This is a genomic window from Flavobacteriaceae bacterium HL-DH10, assembly GCA_031826515.1.
Taxonomy (GTDB): Bacteria; Bacteroidota; Bacteroidia; order Flavobacteriales; family Flavobacteriaceae; genus Thalassobellus; species Thalassobellus suaedae.
Genome location: CP134536.1, coordinates 408,019 through 434,427 on the forward strand (window position 1 = coordinate 408,019; position 26,409 = coordinate 434,427).

Annotated in this window: 30 protein-coding genes and 2 tRNA genes; 15 read left to right on the forward strand and 17 right to left on the reverse strand. The window is 31.5% G+C overall.

What is annotated here, in order from left to right; translation table 11 throughout:
- The first annotated feature begins 16 nt into the window (after positions 1-16).
- The gene (locus RHP49_01675) at positions 17-883 is read left to right on the forward strand and encodes an SDR family oxidoreductase (protein WNH12974.1); all 867 of its coding nucleotides are present in this window, start codon (positions 17-19) and stop codon (positions 881-883) included.
- A gap of 289 nt (positions 884-1,172) precedes the next feature.
- Here the strand turns inward: RHP49_01675 and RHP49_01680 are convergent.
- Positions 1,173-1,246 (reverse strand) — tRNA-Arg (locus RHP49_01680).
- An 82-nt stretch (positions 1,247-1,328) separates the two neighbouring features.
- Here RHP49_01680 and RHP49_01685 point away from each other — a divergent pair.
- The 7 genes from RHP49_01685 to RHP49_01715 all read left to right on the forward strand — a co-directional run bounded on the left by RHP49_01685 (position 1,329) and on the right by RHP49_01715 (position 5,870).
- Positions 1,329-1,964 (forward strand): Crp/Fnr family transcriptional regulator, encoded by a 636-nt coding sequence (locus tag RHP49_01685; GenBank protein ID WNH12975.1) that lies wholly within the window; start codon positions 1,329-1,331, stop codon positions 1,962-1,964.
- 65 nt (positions 1,965-2,029) lie between these two features.
- Complete coding sequence (locus RHP49_01690) at positions 2,030-2,587, forward strand: YeeE/YedE thiosulfate transporter family protein (protein ID WNH12976.1); 558 nt, start codon at positions 2,030-2,032, stop codon at positions 2,585-2,587.
- Positions 2,588-2,589: 2 nt separating this feature from the next.
- Entirely contained in the window at positions 2,590-3,003 is a 414-nt protein-coding gene (locus RHP49_01695; GenBank protein WNH12977.1) for a YeeE/YedE thiosulfate transporter family protein, read from the forward strand.
- A 1-nt stretch (position 3,004) separates the two neighbouring features.
- A complete protein-coding gene (locus tag RHP49_01700; protein ID WNH12978.1) occupies positions 3,005-3,796 on the forward strand; it encodes a sulfite exporter TauE/SafE family protein in 792 nt (263 codons plus the stop codon).
- 65 nt (positions 3,797-3,861) lie between these two features.
- On the forward strand, positions 3,862-5,274 hold the full coding sequence (locus RHP49_01705; protein ID WNH12979.1) for an MBL fold metallo-hydrolase: 1,413 nt from the start codon (positions 3,862-3,864) through the stop codon (positions 5,272-5,274).
- Between the two features lie 24 nt (positions 5,275-5,298).
- On the forward strand, positions 5,299-5,505 hold the full coding sequence (locus RHP49_01710) for a DUF2892 domain-containing protein (GenBank protein ID WNH12980.1): 207 nt from the start codon (positions 5,299-5,301) through the stop codon (positions 5,503-5,505).
- A gap of 95 nt (positions 5,506-5,600) precedes the next feature.
- Positions 5,601-5,870 carry a heavy-metal-associated domain-containing protein gene (locus RHP49_01715; GenBank protein ID WNH12981.1) on the forward strand — a complete coding sequence of 90 codons (270 nt, stop codon included), beginning with the start codon at positions 5,601-5,603 and terminating at the stop codon, positions 5,868-5,870.
- Here RHP49_01715 and RHP49_01720 read toward each other — a convergent pair.
- The 7 genes from RHP49_01720 to RHP49_01750 all read right to left on the reverse strand — a co-directional run bounded on the left by RHP49_01720 (position 5,863) and on the right by RHP49_01750 (position 11,387).
- The gene (locus tag RHP49_01720) at positions 5,863-6,138 is read right to left on the reverse strand and encodes an ATP-dependent Clp protease adaptor ClpS (GenBank protein ID WNH12982.1); all 276 of its coding nucleotides are present in this window, start codon (positions 6,136-6,138) and stop codon (positions 5,863-5,865) included. The genes RHP49_01715 and RHP49_01720 overlap by 8 nt on opposite strands.
- A 34-nt stretch (positions 6,139-6,172) precedes the next feature.
- Positions 6,173-7,009: a 50S ribosomal protein L11 methyltransferase gene (gene prmA, locus RHP49_01725; protein ID WNH12983.1), complete on the reverse strand. Its 837-nt coding sequence runs from the start codon at positions 7,007-7,009 to the stop codon at positions 6,173-6,175.
- 154 nt (positions 7,010-7,163) lie between these two features.
- Complete coding sequence (gene tpiA / locus RHP49_01730; GenBank protein ID WNH12984.1) at positions 7,164-7,913, reverse strand: triose-phosphate isomerase; 750 nt, start codon at positions 7,911-7,913, stop codon at positions 7,164-7,166.
- Between the two features lie 80 nt (positions 7,914-7,993).
- The gene (locus RHP49_01735; protein WNH12985.1) at positions 7,994-8,488 is read right to left on the reverse strand and encodes a TlpA disulfide reductase family protein; all 495 of its coding nucleotides are present in this window, start codon (positions 8,486-8,488) and stop codon (positions 7,994-7,996) included.
- 43 nt (positions 8,489-8,531) lie between these two features.
- A complete protein-coding gene (locus RHP49_01740) occupies positions 8,532-9,608 on the reverse strand; it encodes an ABC transporter permease (GenBank protein WNH12986.1) in 1,077 nt (358 codons plus the stop codon).
- Between the two features lie 53 nt (positions 9,609-9,661).
- Positions 9,662-10,759, reverse strand: coding sequence for a DoxX family membrane protein (locus RHP49_01745; protein ID WNH12987.1), 1,098 nt, complete (start codon positions 10,757-10,759; stop codon positions 9,662-9,664).
- Between the two features lie 88 nt (positions 10,760-10,847).
- Positions 10,848-11,387, reverse strand: a complete 540-nt coding sequence (locus tag RHP49_01750; protein WNH12988.1) for a DUF1599 domain-containing protein — start codon at positions 11,385-11,387, stop codon at positions 10,848-10,850.
- A 191-nt stretch (positions 11,388-11,578) separates the two neighbouring features.
- Between RHP49_01750 and folP the strand changes: the two genes are divergently transcribed.
- Genes folP through cdaA form a run of 3 tightly spaced genes read left to right on the forward strand, consistent with a single transcriptional unit; the run spans position 11,579 to position 13,923 of the window.
- Positions 11,579-12,403 carry a dihydropteroate synthase gene (folP, locus tag RHP49_01755; GenBank protein WNH12989.1) on the forward strand — a complete coding sequence of 275 codons (825 nt, stop codon included), beginning with the start codon at positions 11,579-11,581 and terminating at the stop codon, positions 12,401-12,403.
- Between the two features lie 8 nt (positions 12,404-12,411).
- Entirely contained in the window at positions 12,412-13,098 is a 687-nt protein-coding gene (locus RHP49_01760; protein ID WNH12990.1) for a hypothetical protein, read from the forward strand.
- A gap of 39 nt (positions 13,099-13,137) precedes the next feature.
- A complete protein-coding gene (cdaA, locus tag RHP49_01765; protein ID WNH12991.1) occupies positions 13,138-13,923 on the forward strand; it encodes a diadenylate cyclase CdaA in 786 nt (261 codons plus the stop codon).
- On the opposite strand, the gene RHP49_01770 is transcribed toward cdaA, so the two are convergent.
- Positions 13,920-15,686, reverse strand: a complete 1,767-nt coding sequence (locus RHP49_01770; protein ID WNH12992.1) for an ABC transporter ATP-binding protein — start codon at positions 15,684-15,686, stop codon at positions 13,920-13,922. The two genes, cdaA and RHP49_01770, sit on opposite strands and share 4 nt — an antisense overlap.
- On the reverse strand, positions 15,686-16,429 hold the full coding sequence (truA, locus tag RHP49_01775; protein WNH12993.1) for a tRNA pseudouridine(38-40) synthase TruA: 744 nt from the start codon (positions 16,427-16,429) through the stop codon (positions 15,686-15,688). Before truA ends, RHP49_01770 begins: the two co-directional genes overlap by 1 nt.
- A 270-nt stretch (positions 16,430-16,699) precedes the next feature.
- On the opposite strand from truA, the gene RHP49_01780 reads away from it, so the two are divergent.
- Positions 16,700-17,829 (forward strand): IS3 family transposase gene (locus tag RHP49_01780; protein ID WNH12994.1). Its coding sequence is split into 2 segments (ribosomal slippage): positions 16,700-16,961 and positions 16,961-17,829, totalling 1,131 coding nucleotides; the frame shifts between segments, so codons are not numbered across the junction.
- A 388-nt stretch (positions 17,830-18,217) separates the two neighbouring features.
- Here the strand turns inward: RHP49_01780 and RHP49_01785 are convergent.
- On the reverse strand, positions 18,218-19,036 hold the full coding sequence (locus tag RHP49_01785) for a hypothetical protein (protein ID WNH12995.1): 819 nt from the start codon (positions 19,034-19,036) through the stop codon (positions 18,218-18,220).
- Positions 19,037-19,067: 31 nt separating this feature from the next.
- Complete coding sequence (locus RHP49_01790) at positions 19,068-19,394, reverse strand: hypothetical protein (protein WNH12996.1); 327 nt, start codon at positions 19,392-19,394, stop codon at positions 19,068-19,070.
- 228 nt (positions 19,395-19,622) lie between these two features.
- On the opposite strand from RHP49_01790, the gene RHP49_01795 reads away from it, so the two are divergent.
- Positions 19,623-20,138 carry a metallophosphoesterase family protein gene (locus RHP49_01795; protein WNH12997.1) on the forward strand — a complete coding sequence of 172 codons (516 nt, stop codon included), beginning with the start codon at positions 19,623-19,625 and terminating at the stop codon, positions 20,136-20,138.
- A 399-nt stretch (positions 20,139-20,537) separates the two neighbouring features.
- Positions 20,538-20,966: a peptidylprolyl isomerase gene (locus tag RHP49_01800; protein WNH12998.1), complete on the forward strand. Its 429-nt coding sequence runs from the start codon at positions 20,538-20,540 to the stop codon at positions 20,964-20,966.
- A gap of 197 nt (positions 20,967-21,163) precedes the next feature.
- Here the strand turns inward: RHP49_01800 and RHP49_01805 are convergent, their stop codons facing one another.
- A complete protein-coding gene (locus RHP49_01805) occupies positions 21,164-21,574 on the reverse strand; it encodes a DUF4293 domain-containing protein (protein ID WNH12999.1) in 411 nt (136 codons plus the stop codon).
- A 196-nt stretch (positions 21,575-21,770) separates the two neighbouring features.
- Between RHP49_01805 and rho the strand changes: the two genes are divergently transcribed.
- Complete coding sequence (gene rho / locus RHP49_01810) at positions 21,771-23,456, forward strand: transcription termination factor Rho (GenBank protein WNH13000.1); 1,686 nt, start codon at positions 21,771-21,773, stop codon at positions 23,454-23,456.
- Between the two features lie 312 nt (positions 23,457-23,768).
- Here the strand turns inward: rho and RHP49_01815 are convergent, their stop codons facing one another.
- The 4 genes from RHP49_01815 to proS form a co-directional block, all read right to left on the reverse strand.
- Positions 23,769-24,128, reverse strand: a complete 360-nt coding sequence (locus tag RHP49_01815) for a hypothetical protein (protein WNH13001.1) — start codon at positions 24,126-24,128, stop codon at positions 23,769-23,771.
- Positions 24,129-24,338: 210 nt separating this feature from the next.
- The gene (gene rpsT, locus RHP49_01820; protein WNH13002.1) at positions 24,339-24,590 is read right to left on the reverse strand and encodes a 30S ribosomal protein S20; all 252 of its coding nucleotides are present in this window, start codon (positions 24,588-24,590) and stop codon (positions 24,339-24,341) included.
- Positions 24,591-24,621: 31 nt separating this feature from the next.
- Positions 24,622-24,693: transfer RNA gene (locus RHP49_01825), tRNA-Glu, on the reverse strand.
- Positions 24,694-24,864: 171 nt separating this feature from the next.
- Complete coding sequence (proS, locus tag RHP49_01830) at positions 24,865-26,343, reverse strand: proline--tRNA ligase (protein WNH13003.1); 1,479 nt, start codon at positions 26,341-26,343, stop codon at positions 24,865-24,867.
- Between the last annotated feature and the right edge of the window lie 66 nt (positions 26,344-26,409).

A 26,409-nucleotide genomic window follows, 5' to 3' on the forward strand; every position in this document is an offset into this window, starting at 1 on the left:
ATAAAAAGTTTTAAATATGATTTTAGTAACTGGAGCAACAGGTGAATTTGGTAGAAAAGCAATAGATTTTCTACTTAACAACGGAGTAAACCCATCAGAAATATCTGCATTAGTAAGAAATGAAAACAAAGCAGTTGACTTAAAGGAAAAAGGTATAGAAATAAGAATTGGAAATTATAATGATTACAACGCTTTGATAAAAGAATTTAATGGAGTTGATAAATTATTATTTATATCAGGAAGTGAAATTGAAACTCGTGAAATTCAACACAAAAATATTGTAACCGCTGCTAAGGAAGCAGATGTAAGACATTTAGTTTATACATCTTTTATAAGAAATACAGAAGTAAAAAACTCTGCTATTGACTTTTTGCAAAACACACACCTTAAAACAGAAAATTGGATTAAAGAAAGTGGCATACCTTATACCATTTTACAAAACGCATTATATCTTGATTTATTACCAATGTTTGTAGGTGACGTAATTCAAAATGAAGTGATAGTGCAACCAGCAAAAAATGGTAAATCAAGTGCTGTATTGAGATCTGAATTAGCTGAAGTCGCAGCAAATGTATTAACTACAGAAGGACACAAAAACAAAGTGTATCCACTAACAAATCCCGTAACCAATACCTATGAGGATGTGGCAAAATACATTTCAGAAGTTACAGGAAAAAAAGTCACCTATCAATCTCCTACCCCTGATGAATTTAAAACCACTTTAAAAGAATCAGGTGTTCCAGACGAGTATATCGGAATCTTTGCTGCGTTTTCTGTCGCTCAAGCCAATGGCGAATTAGAATTACAAAATAACTCTTTAGAAAATCTTTTGGGGAGAAAACCGACCACTTATAAAGAGCTTATTAGTCAAATTTACAAATAAATTGACAGAAAAAAATTTCATTATTCTGTTTATTCCAATGCTCTAAAAAAGTATGTCCAATACAAATTTTAGTACGTTTCTTTAAATGAACTAGCTACACATATAGAGGAAACCCATTTTTAGTTAGTTTTTCAGTAACAATAAGTTTAATAGAAGCTTTCAAATTATGTGCATTTTACGTGCGTTATTAATACCATTTCAGTACTAATTAGTATAAAAAGCAAGTGTTTTGAAATAAATAAAAAGTATTAAAACAAAAAAACCCTAGATAACTAGGGTTTTAGCGATGTGACCTCGACTGGATTCAAACCAGTAACCTCTTGAGCCGTAATCAAGTGCGCTATTCAGTTGCGCCACGAGGCCATTTTTGTGGGTGCAAATATAGTATTTTTATTAAAACTTCACCAAATAATTAAATCAATTTTTAAATTGTTATTTTTGATATATGAATTACGATATATTACTACAAAAATTCGGTAGCACTTTAGACGAAAATTTAATTAATGAAATTTTCGAAAAAGGCATATTCAAAAACTTCAAAAAGAACGAAATTATAATTGATATCAATCAACCTTTAAATTTCATTCCTCTTTTATTAAATGGTGATATTAAAATTCTAAGAGAAGATAGTGAAGGCAATGAATTACTTATTTACTTTTTAGAAGCGGGTGAAACTTGTACCATGTCACTTACGTGCTGCATGGATACTTCAAAAAGTAAAATTAGAGCTGTTGCTGAAAAGGATACGAGCCTCATCATGATTCCTGTTGATCAAATGCATCAATGGTTTCAAAATAACGAAAGCTGGAGAAATTTCATATTAAGAAGTTATCAAACTCGTTTTGATGAAATGTTAGAAGCTATAGACAATATTGCTTTTATGAAAATGGATGAACGTCTATACAAATACCTAAGTAATAAAGCGGTTCTTAATGCTTCAAAAACATTATTAGTTAAGCATCAAGATATTGCCGAAGATATGCATACGTCTCGCGTTGTGATATCTAGAATTCTTAAACAACTAGAAAACGAAAATAAAATAAAACTAGGCAGAAATAAAATAGAAATCCTATCCGTTTAAGTAACAATTGTTACATAAGAGAGGTGTGGTTGAGTTTACTTTTGCTTATTCAATAAAATCTAACCATGGAATATATTTTAAATCCTTGGCCTTGGTATATATCTGGGCCTCTTATTTCGCTTATTATGGCATTGTTACTTTACTTTGGAAAAACATTCGGCATGTCATCCAATTTAAAAACGATGTGTACCATTGTTGGGGCAGGAAAGTTTTCTGATTTTTTTAAATTTAATTGGAAAGAGCAGTCATGGAATTTAGTAGTTGTATTAGGCGCTATTATTGGAGGGTACATTGCAACTCATTATTTATCTAATGATAGTATTACAGATTTAAACCCGACAACTATTGCAGAACTGCAAAACATGGGATTTAAAAACTCTGGTGCATCCTTAGTACCAAATGAAATATTTAGTTTAGAATCATTAGCTTCTCCAAAAAAACTAGTCATATTGGTGATTGGAGGATTTTTAGTTGGTTTTGGAACACGTTACGCAAATGGATGTACTTCGGGGCACGCCATTGCTGGATTAAGTAGTTTACAAAAACCATCATTAATTGCAGTAATTGGTTTCTTTATAGGAGGATTAATTATGGCCAATTTTATTTTACCCCTAATATTTTAATTATGAAACATTTAAAATTTTTATTAGTAGGTATTATATTCGGAATTGTTTTAGTAAAATCTGAAGCCGTATCATGGTATCGCATATATGAAATGTTTAGATTTCAATCATTTCACATGTATGGAATTATTGGTACTGCAATAGCATCTGGTATTTTGTTTTTACAAATCTCAAAGAAAGGTCATTTTAAAAGTATTATAGGAGCTGATATCTTTGTTCCAAAAAAAGAAAAAGGCTTTACTCAATATATAATTGGTGGTATTATTTTTGGATTAGGCTGGGCGCTTATTGGTGCTTGTCCAGGCCCCATGTACATATTATTAGGTTCTGGTGTGTCTAGCATGCTCATTGTAATTGCAGCAGCTATTATAGGAACCTTCATTTACGGCGTTTTAAAACACAAACTCCCCCATTAACATGGAAAACACACAACTTCTAGGATATATTGGTGCTTTAGTAGTTGGGTTAGTTTTAGGACTTATTGGAGGCGGTGGTTCTATATTAACAGTTCCATTGTTAGTATACCTTCTTGGATACAATCCAGTTGTAGCAACAGCATACTCATTATTTGTTGTTGGAGCCTCATCCATGGTAGGCACGTACCAAAAACACAAAAAAGGACTAGTCGATTTCAAAACAGGATTCGCTTTTTCTTTCCCTTCATTTATGGCGGTTTATTTATCAAGGCGATATTTAGTTCCTAGCATTCCAGACACCATAATATCTTTTGGAAATTATTCGCTTACTAAAGATATGGCTATCATGGTTTTTTTCGCAATCATCATGCTTTTGGCTTCAATTTCGATGATAAAAAAAAGAAAAGAATCAGAACAAAACTCAACCAAACAGCCTTACTACAAAACGTTTATACAAGGTATAATAATAGGAACTATTACAGGTCTAGTTGGTGCTGGTGGAGGTTTTTTATATGTTCCTGCTTTGGTGTTTTGGGCTAATATTCCAATGAAAAAAGCCGTAGGAACATCACTTATAATAGTGACAATAAATTCCTTAATAGGCTTTTTAGGCGATGTTCAAACCTTAGACATTGAGTGGATCTTCTTATTATCATTCACACTAATAGCTGTCATAGGAATAGTATTAGGCGTCTTTTTTTCAAAATTTATAACTGGAGAAAAACTAAAAAAAAGCTTTGGAGTTTTCACATTACTCATAGCTATATATATTATTTATAAAGAAATTAACTAATTTGAATGTGACAAAAGTCACAAAATTTACCATTCAGGATTAGTACATTTGAAATCATCATAGAAATGAAAATAGAACAAATTTATACAGGCTGTTTAGCGCAAGGAGCGTATTACATTGAATCTAATGGCGAAGTAGCGATTATAGATCCATTGCGAGAAACACAACAATATGTAGATAAAGCTAATAAAGAACACGCTAAAATTAAATACATTTTTGAAACGCATTTTCATGCCGATTTTGTTTCAGGTCATATCGATCTAGCAAAAAAAACGGGAGCGACTATTGTTTTTGGACCTGGTGCAGAAACAAACTACGAAGCTTATTTTGCAAAAGATAATGAAGAATTCAAAATTGGTAATATTATCATTAAAGTCCTTCATACACCTGGACATACACTAGAATCTTCTACTTTTTTACTCATTGATGAAAATGGCAATAAGCATGCGATTTTTTCTGGCGACACTCTTTTTTTAGGTGATGTTGGGAGACCAGATTTAGCCATTAAATCTGACCTTAATAAAGAAGATTTAGCAGGTATGTTATTTGATTCTTTACGTAATAAGGTAATGACCTTACCTGATGATGTTATAGTATATCCAGCTCATGGTGCTGGGTCTGCCTGTGGTAAAAACTTAAGCAAAGAAACGGTTGGTGTTTTAGGAGATCAGAAAAAGACAAACTATGCGTTACGAGCTGATATGACTCGTGATGAATTTATAAAAGAAGTCTTAGAAGGTATGCCTCCTCCCCCGCAATACTTTGCTAAAAATGCTATGATGAATAAATCTGGCTATGATGCATTTGAAACTATTTTAAAAAAAGGAGATAATGCATTAAATCCTGAAGAATTTGAAGCTATTGCAAATCAAGAAATCGCCTTAGTTTTAGATGTTAGAAAAGAAGAAGATTTTATAAAAAGTCATATACCAAACTCTATTTTTATTGGTATTTATGGTGCTTTTGCGCCTTGGGTAGGCGCTTTAATCACCGATTTAAAACAGCCTATCTTATTAGTATCTCCTGAAGGAAAAGAAAAAGAAACGATCACACGATTGTCTCGTGTTGGTTATGATAATACTTTAGGATACTTAAAAGGCGGTATAAATGCTTGGAAAGACGCTGGAAAAGATATTGAAACGCTTGAATCTATTTCTGCTAAAGAATTTTCTAATCGTTTTAAAAATGAAGCAATTAATACACTTGATGTTAGAAAAGATGGTGAATACAAATCTGAACATGTAGTAGGTGATAAAGTGCAACACTTCGCTTTAGACTATATTAACGATAACATGCACACTATTGATAAAAACAAAACATATTATTTGCATTGTGCAGGTGGATACCGCTCTGTTATTGCTGCATCTATTTTAAAAGCGAGAGGTTTTAATAATTTAGTAGATATATCTGGTGGATTTGTCGCTATTAAAAACACAGATACACCAACCTCTAATTATGTTTGCCCTACAACATTGTAACAACTTTATTAAAATGATAAACAGATGAAAAAAAACATGGGAACCACAGACAAAGCTATAAGAGTTATTATAGCTATAGGAATTGCACTTCTTTATTACTTTGATATTATTCAAGGTACTTTAGCTTATATTTTAATGGCATTGGCTATTATATTTTTACTAACAAGTTTTATTGGTTTTTGCCCGTTGTATAAACCTTTCGGAATCAATACTTGTAGAACAAAAAAATGAACTCATAAAAACATTCATAACTAAATTTTCGATATCCAAGGAAATGATTAAATGAATGCTACATGTGACCGATAAAAAACAATAATTATAAACACATGAAAACAACTTTTGAAATACAGAATTTTAAATGTAATGGATGTGCAACTACCATTCTTAATAAATTAACTAATATTGATGGTATTGATAAAGTTTCGGTTGAAACAGAAATTAGTACAGTAACTTTCTTTTACAAAAACGACTCTAATATTCTAGAAGCTAAAAATTTATTAAATAAAATAGGATATCCTGTTGTTGGAGAAAGGAATGCTTTAACAACAAAAGCAAAATCTTTTGTGAGTTGTACTATTGGAAAAATGACTAAATAATTTCTGCACTTAAACCTGCATCTAGTAACATGGTGCAACGCGGTTCTAAATCGTCGTATAAACCTGTTTTAACCGTACATTTCCCTTTGTAATGAACAAGAATAGCACATTGTTCTGCTTGTTCTGAAGTATGCTCGCATGCATAGATAAGCGTTTCTATAACATGATCGAACGTATTAACATCATCGTTGTGCAAAACGATTTCGTTTTGAGCTAAAACCTCTTCTTTGAGTAGTAATTCTTCTGATGTTTTTTCTCTTGTACTCATAATAATTTTAATCTTTTGAGGATTAATGATACTACTAATTTAAAAATTTTAACGATACCCAATTGTTTCTTTCTAATTTTTCTTGAAAATTTAACATATATTTTTCACATTCATTTTTAATGATTGGTATATCATCATTATAAAAACCACTTAAAAATAACATGCCATTTTCGTTTAAACAAGTAGCATAGGTTTTCATGTCTTGTAAAAGAATATTACGATTAATATTAGCTATAATTACATCGTATTTCTTTCCTTCTAAAACACTAGCATCGCCTTCTATAACTGTGATGTGATTACTCTTATTACGTTCTACATTTTCTAAACTATTTAAATAACACCAATTATCATAATCTACCGCATCAATAGGTTTCGCTCCTTTTATTTCTGCTAATATGGCTAAAACACCTGTACCACAACCCATATCTAAAACCGATTTATCTTTTAAATCATTCTTTAAAATATGCTGAATCATCATATGCGTGGTTTCATGATGTCCTGTACCAAAACTCATTTTTGGCTCTATAACAATATCATATTGAGTATTTGGTTTTTCATGAAAAGGTGCACGTACAGAACACATATCATCAACTACAATGGGATTAAAATTCTTTTCCCATTCTTCATTCCAATTGGTTTGTTCTATGTCTTCAAACGTATAGGTAATTTCAAACTCGTCTGAATTTAAAATTTGAATATCATCAAGAATATTTTCGTTCCATTCATCTTTTTGAATGTATGCGGTAACGCCATCTTCATTTTCAACAAAACTTTCAAAACCTGCATAACCTAATTCTGCAATTAAAATTTCGACTGCCGGTTGAAGTGGTTGTACTTTAAAATAATAACCTATATAAATAGTATTTGACATAGCTGGTTTTATTAATAGTCTTAGATGATAAGCCTGCGTTAGCGATTGTAATGAAAATCCTTTTTGTGAGGTACGAATAAAAAGATTGTATTGAAAAGCGCGACCCCGATGTTTATCGGGGTAACGCCCAAAATATTATTAGATTATTATTTACTTAAAATGCGTTTACTATAGCAAAAAAGTCGTCTGCATTAAGTGCAGCACCACCAATTAAACCACCATCTACATCTGGTTTAGAGAAAATTTCTTTGGCATTTCCTGGTTTACAACTTCCTCCATAAAGAATAGACACACTGTTAGCAACATCGCTACCATATTTAGTGGCTAATGTTTTTCTAATAAATGCATGCATATCTTGAGCTTGTTCTGGACTTGCTGTTTCGCCTGTACCAATTGCCCAAACTGGTTCGTATGCTAACACTATGTTTTTAAAAGCATCGGCATTTAAATGAAATAAGGCATTGCTTATTTGACTTTCTACAACGGCTTCTTGATTGTCTGATTTTCTATCAGCCAGTACTTCACCAAAACAAAAAATAACACGTAAATCATGAGCTAATGCGGTATCTACTTTTTTAGCCAAAGACTCATCTGTTTCATTAAAATATTCACGACGCTCACTATGTCCTAAAATAACCGTTTTAATGCCTACGCTTTTAAGCATGCTTGCGCTAATTTCTCCAGTATAAGCACCGCTTTCTGCAAAATGCATGTTTTGTGCAATAACCTCGATACTTGAAGTTTTTAATGTTTCGTATGCAAGGTATAAGTTGGTAAACGTTGGTGCGACCATAACTTCTGCATTTGATGTTTTTTCTTTAGCTTGTAAATCGTTTAATAATGATGCTGTTTGCACTAAATCATTATTCATTTTCCAGTTTCCGGCTACAATATTTTTTCTCATAATGTTGTGTTAACCTCTTAAAAAGAGAGGAGTATATTTATTTAAAATTTGTTGTTCCTTATTTTGATATGCAAAAATAGTTATTTTTTTAATGCTTCTATTAACTTATTATCATCAGCTTCAATAACATTAAATACAACGATTTCGCCAGCTTTATTTATTAGCATATATCTAGGAATCCAGCTTATATTTACAAAATCTGCAAAATCACATTTTTTTCCAGAAGGCATATAATAATGATCGCCTTCTACATGATACTTTTTGATGCCTTTTCTCCAAGCTTCCTTGCCTCTATCTAACGACAAAAACACATAAGCAACATCTGGATAATTTGCTTGTAACACTTTTACTTTTTTCATCCCTTTAAGACAATCGCTACACCAAGACGCCCAAATATCAATAAGAATGGTTTTGTCTTTATGAGTTTCTAAAATATCTTTAAAAGCAATTGAATTACCATCTAAAGTTACGAATGTATCGTTTAAAGCTTCTTGAGAAAACTTTGTTGGAGCATCTTTTGATTTACAGCTTAAAACAGTTAAAAATATAACGAATAGGACTATTATTTTTTTCATGAATTTTTTGTAATGAGATTTCCGACTGTACGGAAATGCAAAATTATTCTAGTTTAACTTTTGGATCTAACCAAACATAAACTAAGTCAACAAAAATATTTATAATTACAAACATGGTTGCTATTATTAAAACAGCCCCCATTATTACGGGTAAATCTAATGTATTTAAGGCGTTAACTATTTCTTTTCCTAAGCCATTCCATCCAAAAATATATTCTACAAAAACAGCGCCAGCTAGCATAGAAGCAAACCATCCCGAAATGGCTGTAACAACAGGATTTAAAGCATTTTTAACGGCATGCCTTTTTATAATTTGAAATTCGCTCAACCCTTTTGCTCTGGCCGTTCTTATATAATCTTGATTAAAAACTTCTAATAACGAATTACGCATGAGTTGAATAACAACCGCTAAGGGACGAATACCTAAAACCACAGCTGGTAATATTAAGTTTTTCCATTTAATATGCATGGCTTCTCCAAAATCGTCTAATTCATAAAGGCTTCCTGTCATTTCTAAATGTGTGTATTCATGCAAGATGAATCCAAAAAACCAAGCAAATAAAATGGCACTAAAAAAGGATGGCACACTCATACCAAACGTACTTAAAATTTGTATCACTTTATCGAGCCATTTATCTTTGTAAAGTGCTGAAATAATACCCAAAAAGACTCCTAAAAGTATGGCTATGATAATGGCTGAAACTGCTAATACAAATGTGTTAGGCAAGGTTTCTGCTAAAACCTGACTTACCTTTTTACCTTGTTTTGTAAACGACTCGCGTAAGTATGGAAATTTTAAAACAGTTGTTGTATTCCCTATAGAAACTAATTTTATAGCTTGATACTTATTTTCTTTTAAAAACGTATAATTACCAGCATCTTTTGAGTGAAATGAAATAGGTGACAAATCATTTATATAATATAAATACTGTGTTCTAATGGGTTTGTCGAATCCGTATTTATGCTTTACAAGTGCTAATTGTTCACTATCTTCATTTTGCCCCAGCATCATTTGAGCTGGATCTCCTGGAAGAACATTGAATAATAAAAATATAACGGTTACTACCCCAAATAATGTGAGTAAGGCGTAAATGATTTTATTTAGAAGGTAATTTATCAAATAGTTTATTTGTTGATACGTTTATTTGTTTAGCTGGAAACTATAACTTAAAACTAAAGTTCCAAGTCATCAATATCATTCCAATGTACTTTTTGCTTAACGGTTCCTTTATCCAATTCTAAAATCCCAGGGTTTGAACGCACAACGGTTTTCAGGGCTTTTTCATCACATAAATACCATTCGAAGTCGATATTATAAGCTTCATTAATACGTTGCTTAGCATCTTCACCCGATGCTGTTAAACCTATAATTTTATAATTATTTTTAATAGCATCTTTTTGTAATGCTCTTAACTTTAAAGCGCCTTCACGTTCAATATGTTCTAAACTATAAGAAACGACAACTATAAGATTTTCTTCAGATAAAAACTGTTCGGTAAAATCCTCACCTTCATTATTTTCTATTGAAAAATCATAAATTGGCGGATGATAGCCTTCATCGATAACCTTTGTATCAACACCAATAAAATCACCTTCTACTGAAGGATATGATCCATTTGTAGTAAATATTTTTTCTTCACCATCTACTTTAAATTTCCAATAATATTCTACAATAGGTTTCGCTGCATCTTCTGGAATACTCATACCTTCTTTAATATTAGCTCCTATTTTATAAGCTCTAAAATCGATAGTTGGTAAATGCATCAAAACATGGTAACCAAACCACAAACTAATAATGAAACTAAGCAACGCCAAAACTGTTGTTGGAAGTTTACTAAATAAGGGCTTGATATGTTTCTGTCCAAAAAACAAGATGAGTATAAAAAACAATAGAACAACATCCTTTGTAAAACTTTGCCATGGTGTTAACTTTAAAAAATCGCCAAAGCAACCACAGTCTTTAACTTTATCGAAATAAGCTGCATAAAAGGTTAAAAATGTAAAAAAGACAATCATTCCTAACAAGCTCCAAACGGTAAATTTGGGTTTATAGCCAATAAGTAAAAAGGCGCCTAAAACTACTTCAAAAACTACGACTAAAACAGAAATCATTAAAGCATAAGGCTCTAAAAAAGGAATATTTAATACATCTTGACTAAAATATTCTTGAAGTTTATATGAAAACCCCAATGGGTCATTCAGTTTTATAAATCCAGAAAAAATAAACAGAACGCCGACTAAAATTCTTGATATGTTTACGATGTATTTCATATTTTTTTGTTATTCCTGGGAAGGCAGGAATCTTTTAATTGAAACTTAATTTTTATAATGTGGATTCCTGCCTACACAGGAATGACAGCTATTTTTCGTTTAAATGAATTAAAGCAAAAATGGCATAATTAATCATATCTTGATAATTAGCATCAATACCTTCACTTACAAGTGTTTTTCCTTTATTATCTTCAATTTGTTTTACACGTAGTAATTTTTGCAAAATTAAATCGGTTAAACTACTTACTCGCATATCTCTCCAAGCCTCACCATAATCATGGTTTTTATCTTCCATCAATTGTTTGGTAATAGCTATATGCTTTTCATACAATTCTTTAGCTTCTTCTGTTGATAAATCAGGTTGATCTACAACGCCTTTTTCTAATTGAATTAAAGCCATTATGCAATAATTTATAATACCAATAAACTCGCTTGCTTCTCCTTCATCTATCTTTCTAACATCATTTTGTTGCAAACTTCTAATACGTTGTGCTTTTATAAAAATTTGGTCGGTAAGTGATGGTAAACGTAGTATTCTCCATGCACTACCGTAATCACTCATTTTTTTAACAAACAAACTTTTACAGGTATCTATAACGGCATCGTATTGTTTTGAAGTATCTTGCATAAATAAATTGAATTTTGTGTAAATTTCGCATAAATAATTAGAAAGTTCAAAGTTTCATCTACAAACTTTTAAGTTTAGTTTTTAAATGTTGCCACGAATTCACAAATATTTATTTTTACATCATTTTTAAAAGTTTCAAATACATTAATATTAAAAAAATCATTCGTGTATTTGTAGCTAAAACTTAGTATATGACTATAAATTGCAAAGGAAAACTTATAGATTTATCATCACCAAAAGTGATGGGTATTCTAAACATTACACCCGACTCTTTTTTTGATGGTGGTATCCATAAAAACGAAAAAGAAATACTACTTCATGTTGAAAAAATGTTGAATGAAGGGGCTACTTTTATCGATATTGGCGCATACAGTTCTAAACCAAATGCAGACCATGTTAGTGAAGCTGAAGAATTAAGCAGAATACGTCCTATTGTAAATTTAATTTTAAAAGAATTTCCTGAAACACTCATCTCTATTGATACCTTTAGAAGCCATGTTGCAAAACAATGTATTGAAGCAGGAGCTTGCATGATTAACGATATTTCTGCTGGAAATTTAGATGACAATATGTTGCGAACTATAGCAGACCTGCAAGTGCCTTATATTATGATGCACATGCGTGGTACGCCACAAAACATGCAGCAACAAACTAGTTATGATAACCTAGTAAAAGATATACTATTCTATTTTTCTGAAAGACTATCAGTAGCTAGAGCATTAGGGATTATTGATATTATTATAGATCCTGGTTTTGGATTTGCAAAAACTTTAGAACAGAATTATGAACTACTAAACAAACTGGAACTTTTTAACATGATTGAAAAGCCTTTACTTGTAGGTGTTTCTAGAAAATCTATGATATACAAGAAGTTAAAAACTACTGCTAATGAAGCCTTAAACGGCACCTCTATTTTAAATACCATTGCATTGCAAAAAGGAGCTTCTATTTTACGCGTGCATGATGTAAAAGAAGCTATAGAATGTATTAAATTAGTAGAATCTTTAAGTCGTTAATAAAAAAAATGAGATATTATTTATTACTGTTCACTGCACTTTTTATTTTTTCATGTGGAAAAGAAAAAGTAATTCAATTGCCTGAAATAAGTCACTCCGATATTTCTGAAATAAACGATGTTTCTGCTGCCTATTTGTTTTATGATGAAACTAAAAAAGATAGTGTTGAACTCAACAGAAAAAACCTAATTAGCACAACCAATTGGTTGGTGAACGTTGATAAACGTTTAACACTAAAGCAAGTGATTCCTCATATTCAATTTTTACAAGAGAAAAAGAAAAACTCAAGTCATAAAAATAAAGATGCTAAAAACTATTATACTTGTAATGATACGAGTAAAAAAAATTTAGGCTTTATTGAGTTTACAAACACAAAGTATTTAAATGGTAAAGCTTCAGAATATTTATATAAAGTTTCAGAAGCTGTAGAATTTGATTTAAATATTACAAATATTGATTTCAAGCCTAATAATGAAGTTAGAATAACCTTTTCTAAATCTCCTGATTTAAAAATTAAAACAGATAAAGAACATTTTATAAACCTAATTGAAAAAAATAACACATTTATTAAATCTACGGTATATCTAAACTTCAATAAATCTCTTTTGTTTAAAGACTACATATATATAAAATCTAAACTAATGGATCTAAATTTAAAGAACATTCAAATTGATGTAAAAGAATTCATTTATTAATTAACCATATTTCACTAAATTTACAAAAACCCCTTACCATTGGAAATTTTTAATGACCTTTTAAAATTTGAATTTATAGATTATGTAGATGTTTTTCTAGTAGCACTTCTACTCTACTACATCTACAAACTGGTTAAAGGCACCGTAGCCATCAACATTTTTATAGGTATTATTATTATTTACCTAGTTTGGAAACTCACAGAATTCCTAAACATGGAGCTTCTTACAGGTATTTTTGGTGGTTTTATGAAAGTAGGTATCATCGCCTTAATAGTTGTTTTTCAGCCAGAAATTAGGAAGTTTTTACTTATGGTTGGTTCTACCAATTTTAATAGACGTCGTAAATTTTTAAAGCAACTTAAATTTTTAAAAACCGAAACTAGTGATAAAACTGATGTTGATGCTATTATTTCTGCTTGTAATAAAATGTCGATGTCTAAAACTGGTGCTTTAATTGTTTTTGAACGTAATAATAATTTGGATTTTTTATCTGAATCTGGTGATGAAATGAATATCAAAGTCACCCAGCCTATTATCGAAAGCATCTTTTTTAAAAACAGTCCATTACACGATGGCGCTATTATAATAAATGATAATATTGTAAAAGCAACTCGTGTTATTCTACCTGTAAATAATGAAAAAAACATTCCACAACGTTTTGGTTTACGCCATAGAGCCGCTATTGGTGTTACCGAAAAAACAGATGCCTTAGCACTAGTTGTTAGTGAAGAAACAGGACATATTTCTTATTTTAAAGATGGAGAATTTGTGGTTTTTGAAGACACAAACGACCTTAATGCCATGATTAAAAAAGATTTAACTTAAATAACTTCTTCTTGTAAAAACTGTACTTCATACAGATTTTTGTAATAACCATCTTTCTTTTTAAGTAATTCTTCGTGAGTTCCCTGTTCTACAATATCTCCAGAATCCATTACTATAATTTTATCAGCCTTTTTTATTGTCGCCAATCGATGCGCAATAACAATAGACGTTCTTCCCTTGGTTATTTTATCGGTAGCATTTTGAATAAGTTGTTCAGAGTATGAATCTACCGAAGACGTCGCCTCATCAAGCACCAAAATACTCGGATTTGTAACATATGCACGTAAGAAAGAAATAAGCTGTCGTTGTCCGGAAGACAACATCACACCGCGTTCTTTTACATTATAATGATAACCATTTGGCAAACTCATAATAAAATCATGTATGCCAATATCTTTAGCTGCTTGTTGCACTTGCGCTTCAGTTATTTCAGGATGATTAAGTGTAATGTTATTCAAAATAGTATCGGCAAACAAAAAGACATCTTGTAAAACCACAGCAATTTGTGTGCGTAAAGACGACAAAGTAACATCTTTAATGTCAATACCATCAACCGAAATCACACCATCTTTAATTTCATAAAAACGATTTAATAAATTAATAATAGTCGATTTTCCAGCACCTGTAGCACCAACAATAGCAACGGTATCTCCTGCGTTTACTTCAAACGAAATCCCTTTTAAAACTTCTTCATCGTCTACATAACTAAAATAGACTTTATCAAACTTTATATCACCTTTAAAACCCTCAGCTACATAAGTTCCTGTATCATCTATTTGCGAAGTGGTATCTATAACTTTAAACACTCTGTTTGCAGCCACCATACCCATTTGAAGCGTATTAAACTTATCGGCTATTTGCCTTAATGGTCTAAACAACATTGGGATAAACATAATAAAAGCAATTAAATCACCTTGAGAAACCGCACCATCTAAAACCACATTTAAACCGCCATACCAAGCGACTAAACCAATACTAATTGACGACACTAAATCGGCTAAAGGGAAGAAAATAGAGTTATACCAAACCGTTTTTAACCAGCCTTTTTTATGACGCTCGTTTATAGTTTTAAATTTTTTATATTCGATAGTTTCACGCGTAAACAGCTGTAAAATTTTCATTCCCGTAATACGCTCTTGCACAAAAGAATTTAAATTAGAGACTTCATTTCTTACCTCTTCAAAAGCCCGTTTCATATACTTCTGAAAAATCCGTGTTGCATATAATAACAAGGGAAGCATGAGAAATACAATTAAGCTTAATCGCCAATTGATATAAATCATTACTCCGAATACAACAACCATGGCTAACAAATCTCTAACAATCATGAATAAACCTTGTCCAAAAATATCGGCAATACGTTCCATGTCGGTTACAGCTCTGGTAATTAAAACCCCAACCGAAGAATTGTCGTAATACTTCATTTTAAAACGCAATAAATGATTGAACAGTTTGACACGCACATCCATAACCAAATTTTGCCCCAACCAAGCTGCATAATAAATAAACAACAATTGAAACACGGTTTGCAGAATTAAAACCACAAACATTAAAACAACATAAAACAGAAAATCCGTTGATATTTTAGTTTCAATACTTTCGTCTATAGCATATTTTGTAATATAAGGTGTTGCCGAACTAAAAATAGCCAATAAAACCACCAGAATAAGAAGTCCGAAAAACACACCTTTATAAGGCTTAATGTATTGAAAAAGACGCTTAAACAATTTAACATCTAATATGCTTTCCTTCTCTTTTGTCATTATATTTTTATAGTCTTTGGGTATTCAACTTCAGTTAAATATAAAGCATGTGCTGGCACTGAAAATCCAGCTTCACTCCTGTTTTTAGATTTGATAATAGCATGCAAATCATTCACTTCTATTTTACCTAAACCAATATTAATCATCGTTCCCACAATGGCCCGCACCATATTACGCAAAAACCGATTTGCTTGAATTGTAAATTGAAGTTCATCACCAACTAAAACCCACTCCGCTTTCATAATATCACAAAAATATGTTTTAACATCGGTATTACTTTTCGAAAAGCATTGAAAATCTTTATACTGAAATAAAATTTTAGCAGCTGCTTTCATTTTATCAACGTCTAAATTCTGCTTTACGTAAAGTACATTATCAACAGAAAACACATTCTTCTTTAAGGTTACCCGGTATAAATACGTTCTACTCATAGCGTCAAATCGCGTATGGGCATCATCTTTCACTTTAAATACATCGTGAATAGCAATATCTTTTGGTAAAAAAGAATTCAGTTTAAAAACTAATTGAGTGGCATCAAAATCACCATCATAATCAAAATGCGCAAACATTTGTTTAGCGTGCACGCCTGTATCTGTGCGACCTGCTCCCATGATAGAAATAGGTGCTTTCAATAACACAGACAATGCTTTTTCTAAAACCTCTTGTACAGAAATAGCATCGGGTTGATTTTGCCAACCATGATACGCACTACCATTATAAGAAAGTTCTATAAAATATCGCAAAAGCTCTATTAATTTTGTGAAAGCACAAAGATAGATAGTTTTGTGCTTCCTATAAAGCCACTCATCTTAATTATATATTAAAAAATTAATGAGGTTACTTAGAGTGATTCCGATTTTTTTCGGAATCGTATTGAGAAGTTGGGCGTTACACTTTATTTTTTGTTTTGTCATTCCTGCGCATCCCGATAATTATCGGGAAGGAATCTGTAAGCTCCCCCAAAAACCGAACTGTTTAAAAGTGTAAAATAATTATTAATTTTAAACAGTATTATGAGAAAAAGTAAATTTAGTCCGCAACAGATAGCAAAGATTTTAAAGGAGTTTGACACAGGCAAGAGTGTTGAACAGATTACGCGAGAACATGGCGTTAGTTCCTCTGCATTTTATAAATGGCGAGAACGATATGCTGGCATGAATGGCAAAGAGTTAAAACGGATCAAGGAGCTGGAAGACGAAAACCGTAAACTAAAACAGATGTATGCCACTTTAGCATTAGACCATCAAATGGCCAAAGAGATCATTGAAAAAAAGTTTTGAAGCCCTGCCTTAAACGCAGTATAAGTAAAGAACTTGCTCGTTACGGCATCAGTAGGGCGTGCCGTGTTTTGAATATGAGTAAAAGTGTTTATTATTACCAACCTTTAGCCAAAGATGATTCTGAGATTGAAAAAGCTTTACAAGAAAAGGCTGTCCAACGACCTGAAGAGGGGTTTTGGAAAGCTTATGGTCGTTTGCGTGAAGAAGGTGAATTGTGGAATCATAAACGTGTCTATCGTGTTTATAAAGCATTAGGTCTTCCTTTAAGGCGAAAAGTCAAGAAACGCTTACCAGCAAGAATACTCGAACCCTTAGAAATACCTGTAGAACAAAATCACACATGGAGCATGGATTTTGTAACCGACGTGTTGGAGAATAAAAGACGATTTAGAGCCTTTAATATCATTGATGATTATAATAGGGAGGCATTGCACATAGAAATAGACTTTTCATTAACGAGCAACCGCATTGTATGGGTGCTCAATCATTTGATAAATCGAAAAGGCAAACCAAAAAAAATAAGAATGGATAATGGTCCTGAATTTATAGCTAAGATTACATATGGATGGAGTACCATGCATAATATTGAATTTAAGTACATACAACCAGGTAAGCCTACTCAAAATGCTTTTATAGAACGATTCAATGGATCTTATCGAAGAGGGGTTCTTAATAAATATATCTTTGAGAACATAGACCAAGTCAGAGAACAAACACAAATATGGATGAAAGATTATAATCATCACAGGCCACATGATAGCTTAGGAAAAATATCACCAATAAAATATGCAAAACTTAATTCCAACAAGGCTAATAATATTAAACTTAAAAAGGATAACTTTATAGAAGTTTTGGAAAATTAAACAGTTCTAAATAGGGGAAGCCTACAAATCCATAATAAAGTTATAAACTTATTTTTATCTTAAAAGAAAACAATAGGATGAGTTTATCCTGAGCCCAGTCGAAGGACTGCAATCCCTAATACACCTGTTTGATGTTTTTTTTAGCGTATTTTAGGTGTTTTTTTTGGAGTGGTTCGTTTAACGGTTACGTATAATATTAGTGGCGCGTTTAAGCACTAATTTAGTAAATAGAAACTTGCCAGCGGAAAATCCGTAGGATTTTCCAAGTAGACAAGAACCAAGCAATTATTTTTACACGGTGTTACCTGCTGGCTTTTTTTTTCATACTTTCTTGAAAAATTTCTCAAACCAAATTTTAGTAATCTCTGAAGATGTACAAATTTCCTTATTACGTACTTCCTCTAGCTCTTCTACCTCTCTTTCTATTAACTGTTCTGTATGATTTTAATAACTCAATATTTTTTTCAAGCAATAAAGTTTCAACTAATCTATCATTGGATAAAGCTTTCTCTTTTAAATTTGAAAAATACTTTGTAATTAGTGTAAATCTATTGTCTATTAGTAAGTTTACATATTCAACTTTATAACTATCACTCCATCTCTTACTACGCCAAATTTCATTTAGCTCTAATTCCTTACTTATATCTTTAATTAAAGTAATAACATCTGACAACATTTCTTCCAGTTTTTCTATCTCTCGGATGTTTTGGTGCTCTTCATACTTTATACAGTCATAATTATATTCTATTTCAATTAGATCATAGATTGCCATCAATTCTAAAACGATGTTTTTAATAAGTCTATAGTTTTCTTTTAATACAATTGTTGTAGAACCTTCAATAAGATTGTCGATTGTGTTTAAAACTTCTTTACAATTTTTTAATTCAAGCTGAATTTTTTCTGTGTCAGAATTAATTTTAGGCTCAATTCTTTCTAATGTGTTTTTTAAAGATTTTATCTCATCTTTATCATTTGATGCTTTAATTTTATTTAGATAGAATTTTCTTAAATCCTCTAAATGTGCAATCCTACCTTTGCTAAATGTAAATTTGTTTTCGCAAAAAATTACTCGTTCTAATTCCAAATAGTCATATTCAATGCCTAGTTTAATAATCATATTTTTAATCGTATTAATATGATTATCTGAAATTGAGTCTGAATTTGAAATAATTCTATCGGACAGTAAATATTTAATTAGTGAAATCATTGAATATTTATTAATTAAACTCTCTTTTATTCTAAAATGGCATTGTTTCAAATAAAATTTGTCCGTTTTTTTCTGTAACCATCAAAGTTAATCTTGCGTATTTATGTCTTTCGTCATAAAAATTGTATGCTAATGTATTTTGTCCGTCATTCCAATTAGTTTTTTCAATTTTCAATGTCCATATTCCGATTGAATTCTGTTTTGCACATTTTAACATACTCTTAAAGAAGCTATAAAATCTTGTCTTGTTAGGCATTCCTGTTTTTACTTTTTTAGAAAGCAAGTAAGGAATAAATTGCTTTGAATTGTCATTCAAGCAGCAATTAATTAGTTCGTTCTTTATAACTTGTATTTCCATTACTAAATTGAAATTAAGATTTACTATATTATTTTTGACCGCTTCAACTACACAGTTTTCAGCTTGCAGGTAACGACTTGATATCAAATCGTTTTAATGTTTTATATCTAATGTTAAACGAAGTTATCATTTTTTTCTGACAATGTCAAGAAGAACTCTTAACCGAAACATTATCACATTTAAAACAATTATATATAACTTTACCAACATACATTACTGTTACCATTCATGAAAAAAATATTACTCCTCTCAGACACGCATAGCTATATTGATAATGATATTTTAAAATATGTCAAACAAGCAGATGAAGTATGGCATGCTGGAGATATTGGCGATTTAAAAGTAACCGATGCTATTAAAAAACTTAAACCCTTACGCGGTGTTTATGGTAATATTGATGACGCTACGGTTCGGTTAGAATTCCCAGAACACAATCGGTTTATGTGTGAAGATGTTGATGTTTGGATAACGCACATTGGTGGTTATCCCCCAAAATACAACGGCAGGGTATATGAAACTATGAAACAAAATCCGCCAAGACTGTTTATATGCGGACATTCGCATATTTTGAAAGTGATGCCCGATAAAAGATTACATGTGTTACATATGAATCCTGGTGCGGTTGGTAAACACGGATTTCATAAAACCAGAACCATGTTACGTTTTACTATTGATGGTAAAAAAATTGATAATTTGGAGGTTATTGAATTTCCTGTGAGGCATCCACAAAACGGCCCTTCCTAATTACTTTACAACATTTATTAGTTAATATAAGTTATACATACAAAGACTTAATATTCATATTTTTAAACAATTTTAATACAAGAACGATGTCATTCCGAACGAAGTACGAGGAGGAATCCCATCCTTATGAGATATCTCGTCGCTCATACTTCGCTCTGTCGACATGACAAAACACTATTTATCATTGAAATTTACTTAGAACTTACCTTAGTTACCAACTTTAGCAAACTTGCCCGTTAGGAATTGAAGCATTTGTTGAAGCTCTCCCGATTTTCCATTGGGAAGCGACTGCTGAAAGCCCGACCCTTGTGGTAACGCCAAAAACCCTGAAAAAGCACCAAGATATTGCTTGATAAACCGTAGTTTTGCAACGATTTAAAAACAATAAACAAATTATTTATGAGTCAAGTAAAAGAAAATGATACGGTAAAAGTTCATTACACAGGAAAATTAAGCAATGGTCAAGTTTTTGATAGCTCACTAGAAAGAGAGCCTTTAGAAATAACGCTAGGTCAAGGTGCTCTTATTCCTGGTTTTGAAAAAGGTATTATTGATATGAAATTGAATGAGAAAAAAACCATCAATATTCCTGTAGAGGAAGCTTATGGCGATGTGCGTCAAGAGTTGTTTTACGAAGTAAAAAAAGAACAACTTCCTCAAGATATGGCTCCTGAAATAGGTATGGGTCTAGCATCTAAAGATCAAGAAGGAAGAGAAACACAATTTCGTGTCGCTGAAGTTAACGAAGATCATATTATTGTTGATGCTAATCATCCATTAGCAGGACAAGAATTAATATTTGATTTAGAGCTTGTTGATATAAAATAAAAAGCAAGCCCATCCTAAATCCTTACCATATGGGAAGGACTTCCTTACTCTAATGAGTAATACTACTAAATAATTACGCATTAATATAAGGCATGAGTATTTCCATCCTTTGGAAAGATTAAGGAAGGCCTCTAATAAAAAAACCCAAAGTTTTCACTTTGGGTTTTTTTCGCACTAATACTACTAAGATGTTAGGTTTATCGTAATCGATCTACAGATTTTACAAGATCTTCATCCTTCTTAATGGCTTTATTGGCTAAAACCAAAAACACGATAGAAATAATAGGAAGAAACATCCCAATACCTTTCTCAGAAACCGCCGTCTCTCCAGATACATTTAGAGATTGATATACAAAAAATCCTAGTAAAAAAAAGTTTAATATGATATTAAGACGTCCCAATATAAATTGAGACTTCCTGTTTTTGTATCTAAATATAGAAATGATTGATAATAATGCCGATGATAAAAAAGCAGCAAACACATAAACAATATCATTAGCAAATACTTTAACTTGGTCTGATGTAGACCATAAATCAAACACAAAGATTAATCCCACAGAAACTCCTGCAGCTATTAATAGATATATAGTTTGAATACGTTGTAACATAAAAATTTAAAAACTAGATGGCAAAAATAGTAGTTTCTTTTATAAAATTACTGCTAAAAATTAAAATAAAGTTGTATAATTGCATTATTAATTCTCAATAACCGCATTAACAGGTTGTTAATTCTTCAGAATAAAAATCATTTTTTTCAGAATAATTCAAATTTATACTCAAAATAAATATCACATATAAGCATCAATGTTTGAAATTTCACAATTAAAAGAAAAGAAACTCGCTGAACTACAGGAGATTGCTAGCAAATTGAACGTTCCAAAATACCGTTCATTAAAAAAATTAGATTTAGTTTACCAAATACTCGACAAACAAGCAGCAGATCCTAAAGCGATTACTGCAGTTGTTGAACCTAATAAAACAACAGATAACACACCTGAAAAACCACAGGCTAAAAAACCTAGGCAACGTGTTCAGAAGCCCGTTAAAAATACCCCTAAACAACCTGCTGAAAAAACTTTAGAGTTACCTTTAGAAGAATCAAAAATAGCTGAGAATAAAACAACAGCTAAAACTTCAGAAAATCCTAAAAAGCCTACACCTAAAAATAAAGAGGAACAAAAAACAGAAGGCAGACCAAATCCTAGACCTCAAAACGAAAGAAAAAGCGATACTCAACAGAAACCAAATCCTAGGCCTCAGCAAAAAAGAGAACCTATTCAAAAAAGTCAAAACAAAAATCAGAAAAACGGCAACGTTCATACAAATAATGGCAATAAAGATAGTAGAAACCGCTATCGTGAACCAGATTTTGAATTTGATGCTATTATTGAAAGTGAAGGCGTTTTAGATATTATGCAAGATGGGTATGGTTTTTTACGCTCATCAGATTACAACTATTTATCATCACCAGATGATATTTATGTATCACAATCACAAATTCGTTTATTCGGTTTAAAAACTGGAGATACTGTTTTAGGACATGTAAGACCTCCAAAAGAAGGAGAAAAATATTTCCCTTTAATTAAGGTTAGTAAAATAAACGGTCAAAACCCAAATGTAGTAAGAGACCGCGTAGCATTCGAGCATTTAACACCGTTATTTCCGCAAGAAAAATTCAATCTTGCAGAAAAACAAGCAACGATTTCTACAAGAATCATGGATTTATTTGCGCCTATTGGAAAAGGACAACGTGGTATGATTGTATCGCAACCTAAAACTGGTAAAACCATGTTATTGAAGGATGTGGCTAATGCTATTGCTGCAAACCACCCAGAGGTTTATCAAATGATATTATTAATTGATGAACGTCCAGAAGAGGTTACAGATATGCAACGTAATGTACGTGGCGAAGTTATTGCTTCAACTTTTGATAAAGAAGCTCATGAACACGTAAAAATTGCTAATATTGTTCTTGAAAAAGCAAAACGTTTAGTTGAATGTGGACATGATGTTGTGATTCTTTTAGATTCTATTACTAGACTTGCTAGAGCATATAATACTGTGCAACCAGCATCAGGTAAAATATTAAGTGGTGGTGTAGATGCTAATGCACTTCACAAACCAAAACGCTTCTTTGGAGCTGCTCGTAATATTGAAAATGGAGGATCTTTAACTATTATTGCAACGGCGCTTACAGAAACAGGTTCTAAAATGGATGAAGTAATTTTTGAAGAATTCAAAGGAACTGGTAATATGGAACTACAATTAGATAGAAAAATATCTAACCGTAGAATTTTCCCTGCTATCGATTTAACTTCTTCAAGTACACGTCGTGATGATATTTTACTAGATTCTAATACTATTCAACGTATGTGGGTAATGCGTAAATATCTTGCCGATATGAACCCTGTTGAAGCTATGGAATTTATAAACGAACGTTTTAAACAAACCAGAAATAACGAAGAATTTTTAATATCCATGAATGGATAACAAAAAAGAAACCTAGATAGCATTTCTAAGTTTCTTATATAATCGTATTCCCTTAAAAAAGGAATCTAAACTAAACATTAAACTAACGACCAAGCCTCAGCAATTTTTTGCTGAGGCTTTTTTTTAGTAACTAGTTTTAACTCGAAGCTTCCACTAGACAAAAGCTAACCTCTGCAAATGCAATACATTTATGATTTCATTAATTTAAAATATTAGCCAATGAATTATAGCTAATGCAAATACCAAACTACTAACAAACAAAAACGACCACTTTAAAAGTGGTCGTTTTTGTAAACTCTAAATTGTGAAAAATTAATAGTTATTTAAAAGATCTCTATATTCTTTTAAATCGGCTATATTCATTTTATTATTAAGGTTCTTTAAAAGAGAAATTAAATATTTAAGACTCTCTACTGGATTTGTATCAGCTTCTGTAACTACACCTTCCTCATCTAAAGGTTCATCATCAAGAATAGGAATAAGAAACGACTCGTTAGCTTCAATATGCTCATAAGTAAGTCTTAGTACTTTTACTACTAAAGGTATTTGTGCTTCCAAAGCATATACTCTTAATGCTTTTATATCTTCAATTAATGCATCTGTATTAATACCTGTTTCATCAAGGTTTTCCAGAATTTTGTCGATTAATTTAATTGCTTTTTTATTTTCCAAAAGGGTAAGATTATATAATTAATTAACTTTTTAATAATTGCAAATTTAATTTTTTAGAAATCAAAAACGGTTATTTTTCTATGTTTTTGTTTGTTAAAATTTAATCATTTCAATAATTCTATTAAATGACATTCTAAAAAATTAAAGTATATAAAAAAAGCCTCTCATTTCTGAGAAGCTTTTAAATATTTTTTGAAGCTTTAAAGTATGTTATAAAGCAGCTACATGTTTAGCTAAACCCGACTTTAGGTTTGCAGCTTTGTTAGCATGAATAACGTTTTTCTTAGCCAATCTATCTAACATAGAAACTACAGAAGGAAATAATACCTCAGCTTCTTTCTTATCTGTTAACTCACGTAATTTCTTAATAGCATTACGAGTTGTTTTATGTTGATATTTGTTAACTAAACGTTTCGCTTCGTTACTTCTAATTCTTTTTAATGCTGACTTGTGATTTGCCATTTTATTCTGTTCTTTCTTTATTAAAAAATTGTAGCCCGTAGGGGAATCGAACCCCTCTTACCAGGATGAAAACCTGGCGTCCTAGCCGATAGACGAACGGGCCATTTGTTTAAGAGTGCGCAAAGATAAATTTAATTTGCAAAACTGCAACTTAATTTTAAAAATTTACAACACTTTTTTTCAAATAACTTACAATGTCTCCATTGCGGATGCAAAAATACAACTATTTTTAAATGTTGCAACACTAATGTAATTTTTTTTAAAAAAATTTACATTAGTATGCTTTCGCAAACAATACTCTACTTTTAGATGGGTTTCCAGAGTACACACAAACACCTTCTTCTGCCTTCATTTCTAAAGGAATACATCTTATAGTTGCTTTAGTTAGCTCTTTTATTTTTTCTTCTGTTTCATTTGTGCCATCCCAGTGTGCCGAAACAAAACCTGTTTTTGTTTCTAAAATGGTTTTAAATTCTTCAAAAGTATCCACTTCTGTAATGTGTGTATTTCTAAAATCTAACGCTTTTTTAAATAATGAGTCTTGTATTTCTGTCATTAAACCTTCCACTTTATCAATTAAAGCATCTAATGCTACGACTTCTTTTGTTAAAGTATCTCTTCTTGCTAACTCTACAGTACCGTTTTCTAAATCTCTTGCCCCTATGGCAATTCTTAAAGGCACACCTTGTAACTCATGCTGTGCAAATTTTGCTCCTGGCCTAAACGTATCTCTATTATCAAACTTAACAGATATATTTTTAGCTCTTAAATCTTTCATAATGCCATTTACAACTTCTGTAATAGCATTAAGTTGCTCTTCATTTTTATAAATAGGAATAATCACCACTTGATTTGGCGCTAAATTAGGAGGTAACACCAATCCATGGTCATCACTATGCGTCATAATTAAAGCCCCCATTAAACGTGTTGAAACACCCCATGATGTAGCCCAAACATAATCTTGTTTCCCCTCTTTATTAGCAAACTTAACATCAAATGCTTTTGCAAAATTTTGACCAAGAAAATGCGAAGTTCCCGCTTGTAATGCTTTTCCATCTTGCATTAAAGCTTCAATACAAAATGTTTCATCGGCACCCGCAAAACGTTCACTTTCAGTTTTAACACCTTGTACTACTGGAATTGCCATGAAATTTTCAACAAAAGTAGCATATACATTATTCATTAACTTAGCCTCTGCGATAGCTTCTGCTTTTGTTGCATGTGCCGTATGACCTTCTTGCCATAAAAACTCTGCAGTACGTAAAAACAAACGTGTTCGCATTTCCCAACGCACTACATTTGCCCATTGGTTAATTAATAAAGGTAAGTCTCTATAAGATTGAATCCATCCTCTATATGTGTTCCAAATAATAGCTTCACTTGTTGGACGAACAATTAACTCTTCCTCTAGTTTAGCTTCTGGATCTACTCTTAATTTACCTGGCTTATCTGGATCATTTTGCAATCTATAATGTGTTACAATAGCACATTCCTTAGCAAAACCTTCTGCATTTTTTTCTTCAGCTTCAAATAAGCTTTTAGGTACAAATAATGGAAAATAGGCATTTTCATGTCCTGTTTCTTTAAACATTCTATCTAATTCTGCTTGCATTTTTTCCCAAATTGCATAGCCATATGGCTTAATTACCATACACCCTCTAACGGCTGAATTCTCTGCTAGTCCTGCCTTTACAACCAATTCGTTATACCATTTTGAATAACCTTCTGCCCTACTGGTAAGTTTTTTGCTCATATAAATGTTTTGGCACAAATATTGTGACTATGTTAAATATAAAAATAGTTCAGCAAAACTAACTAT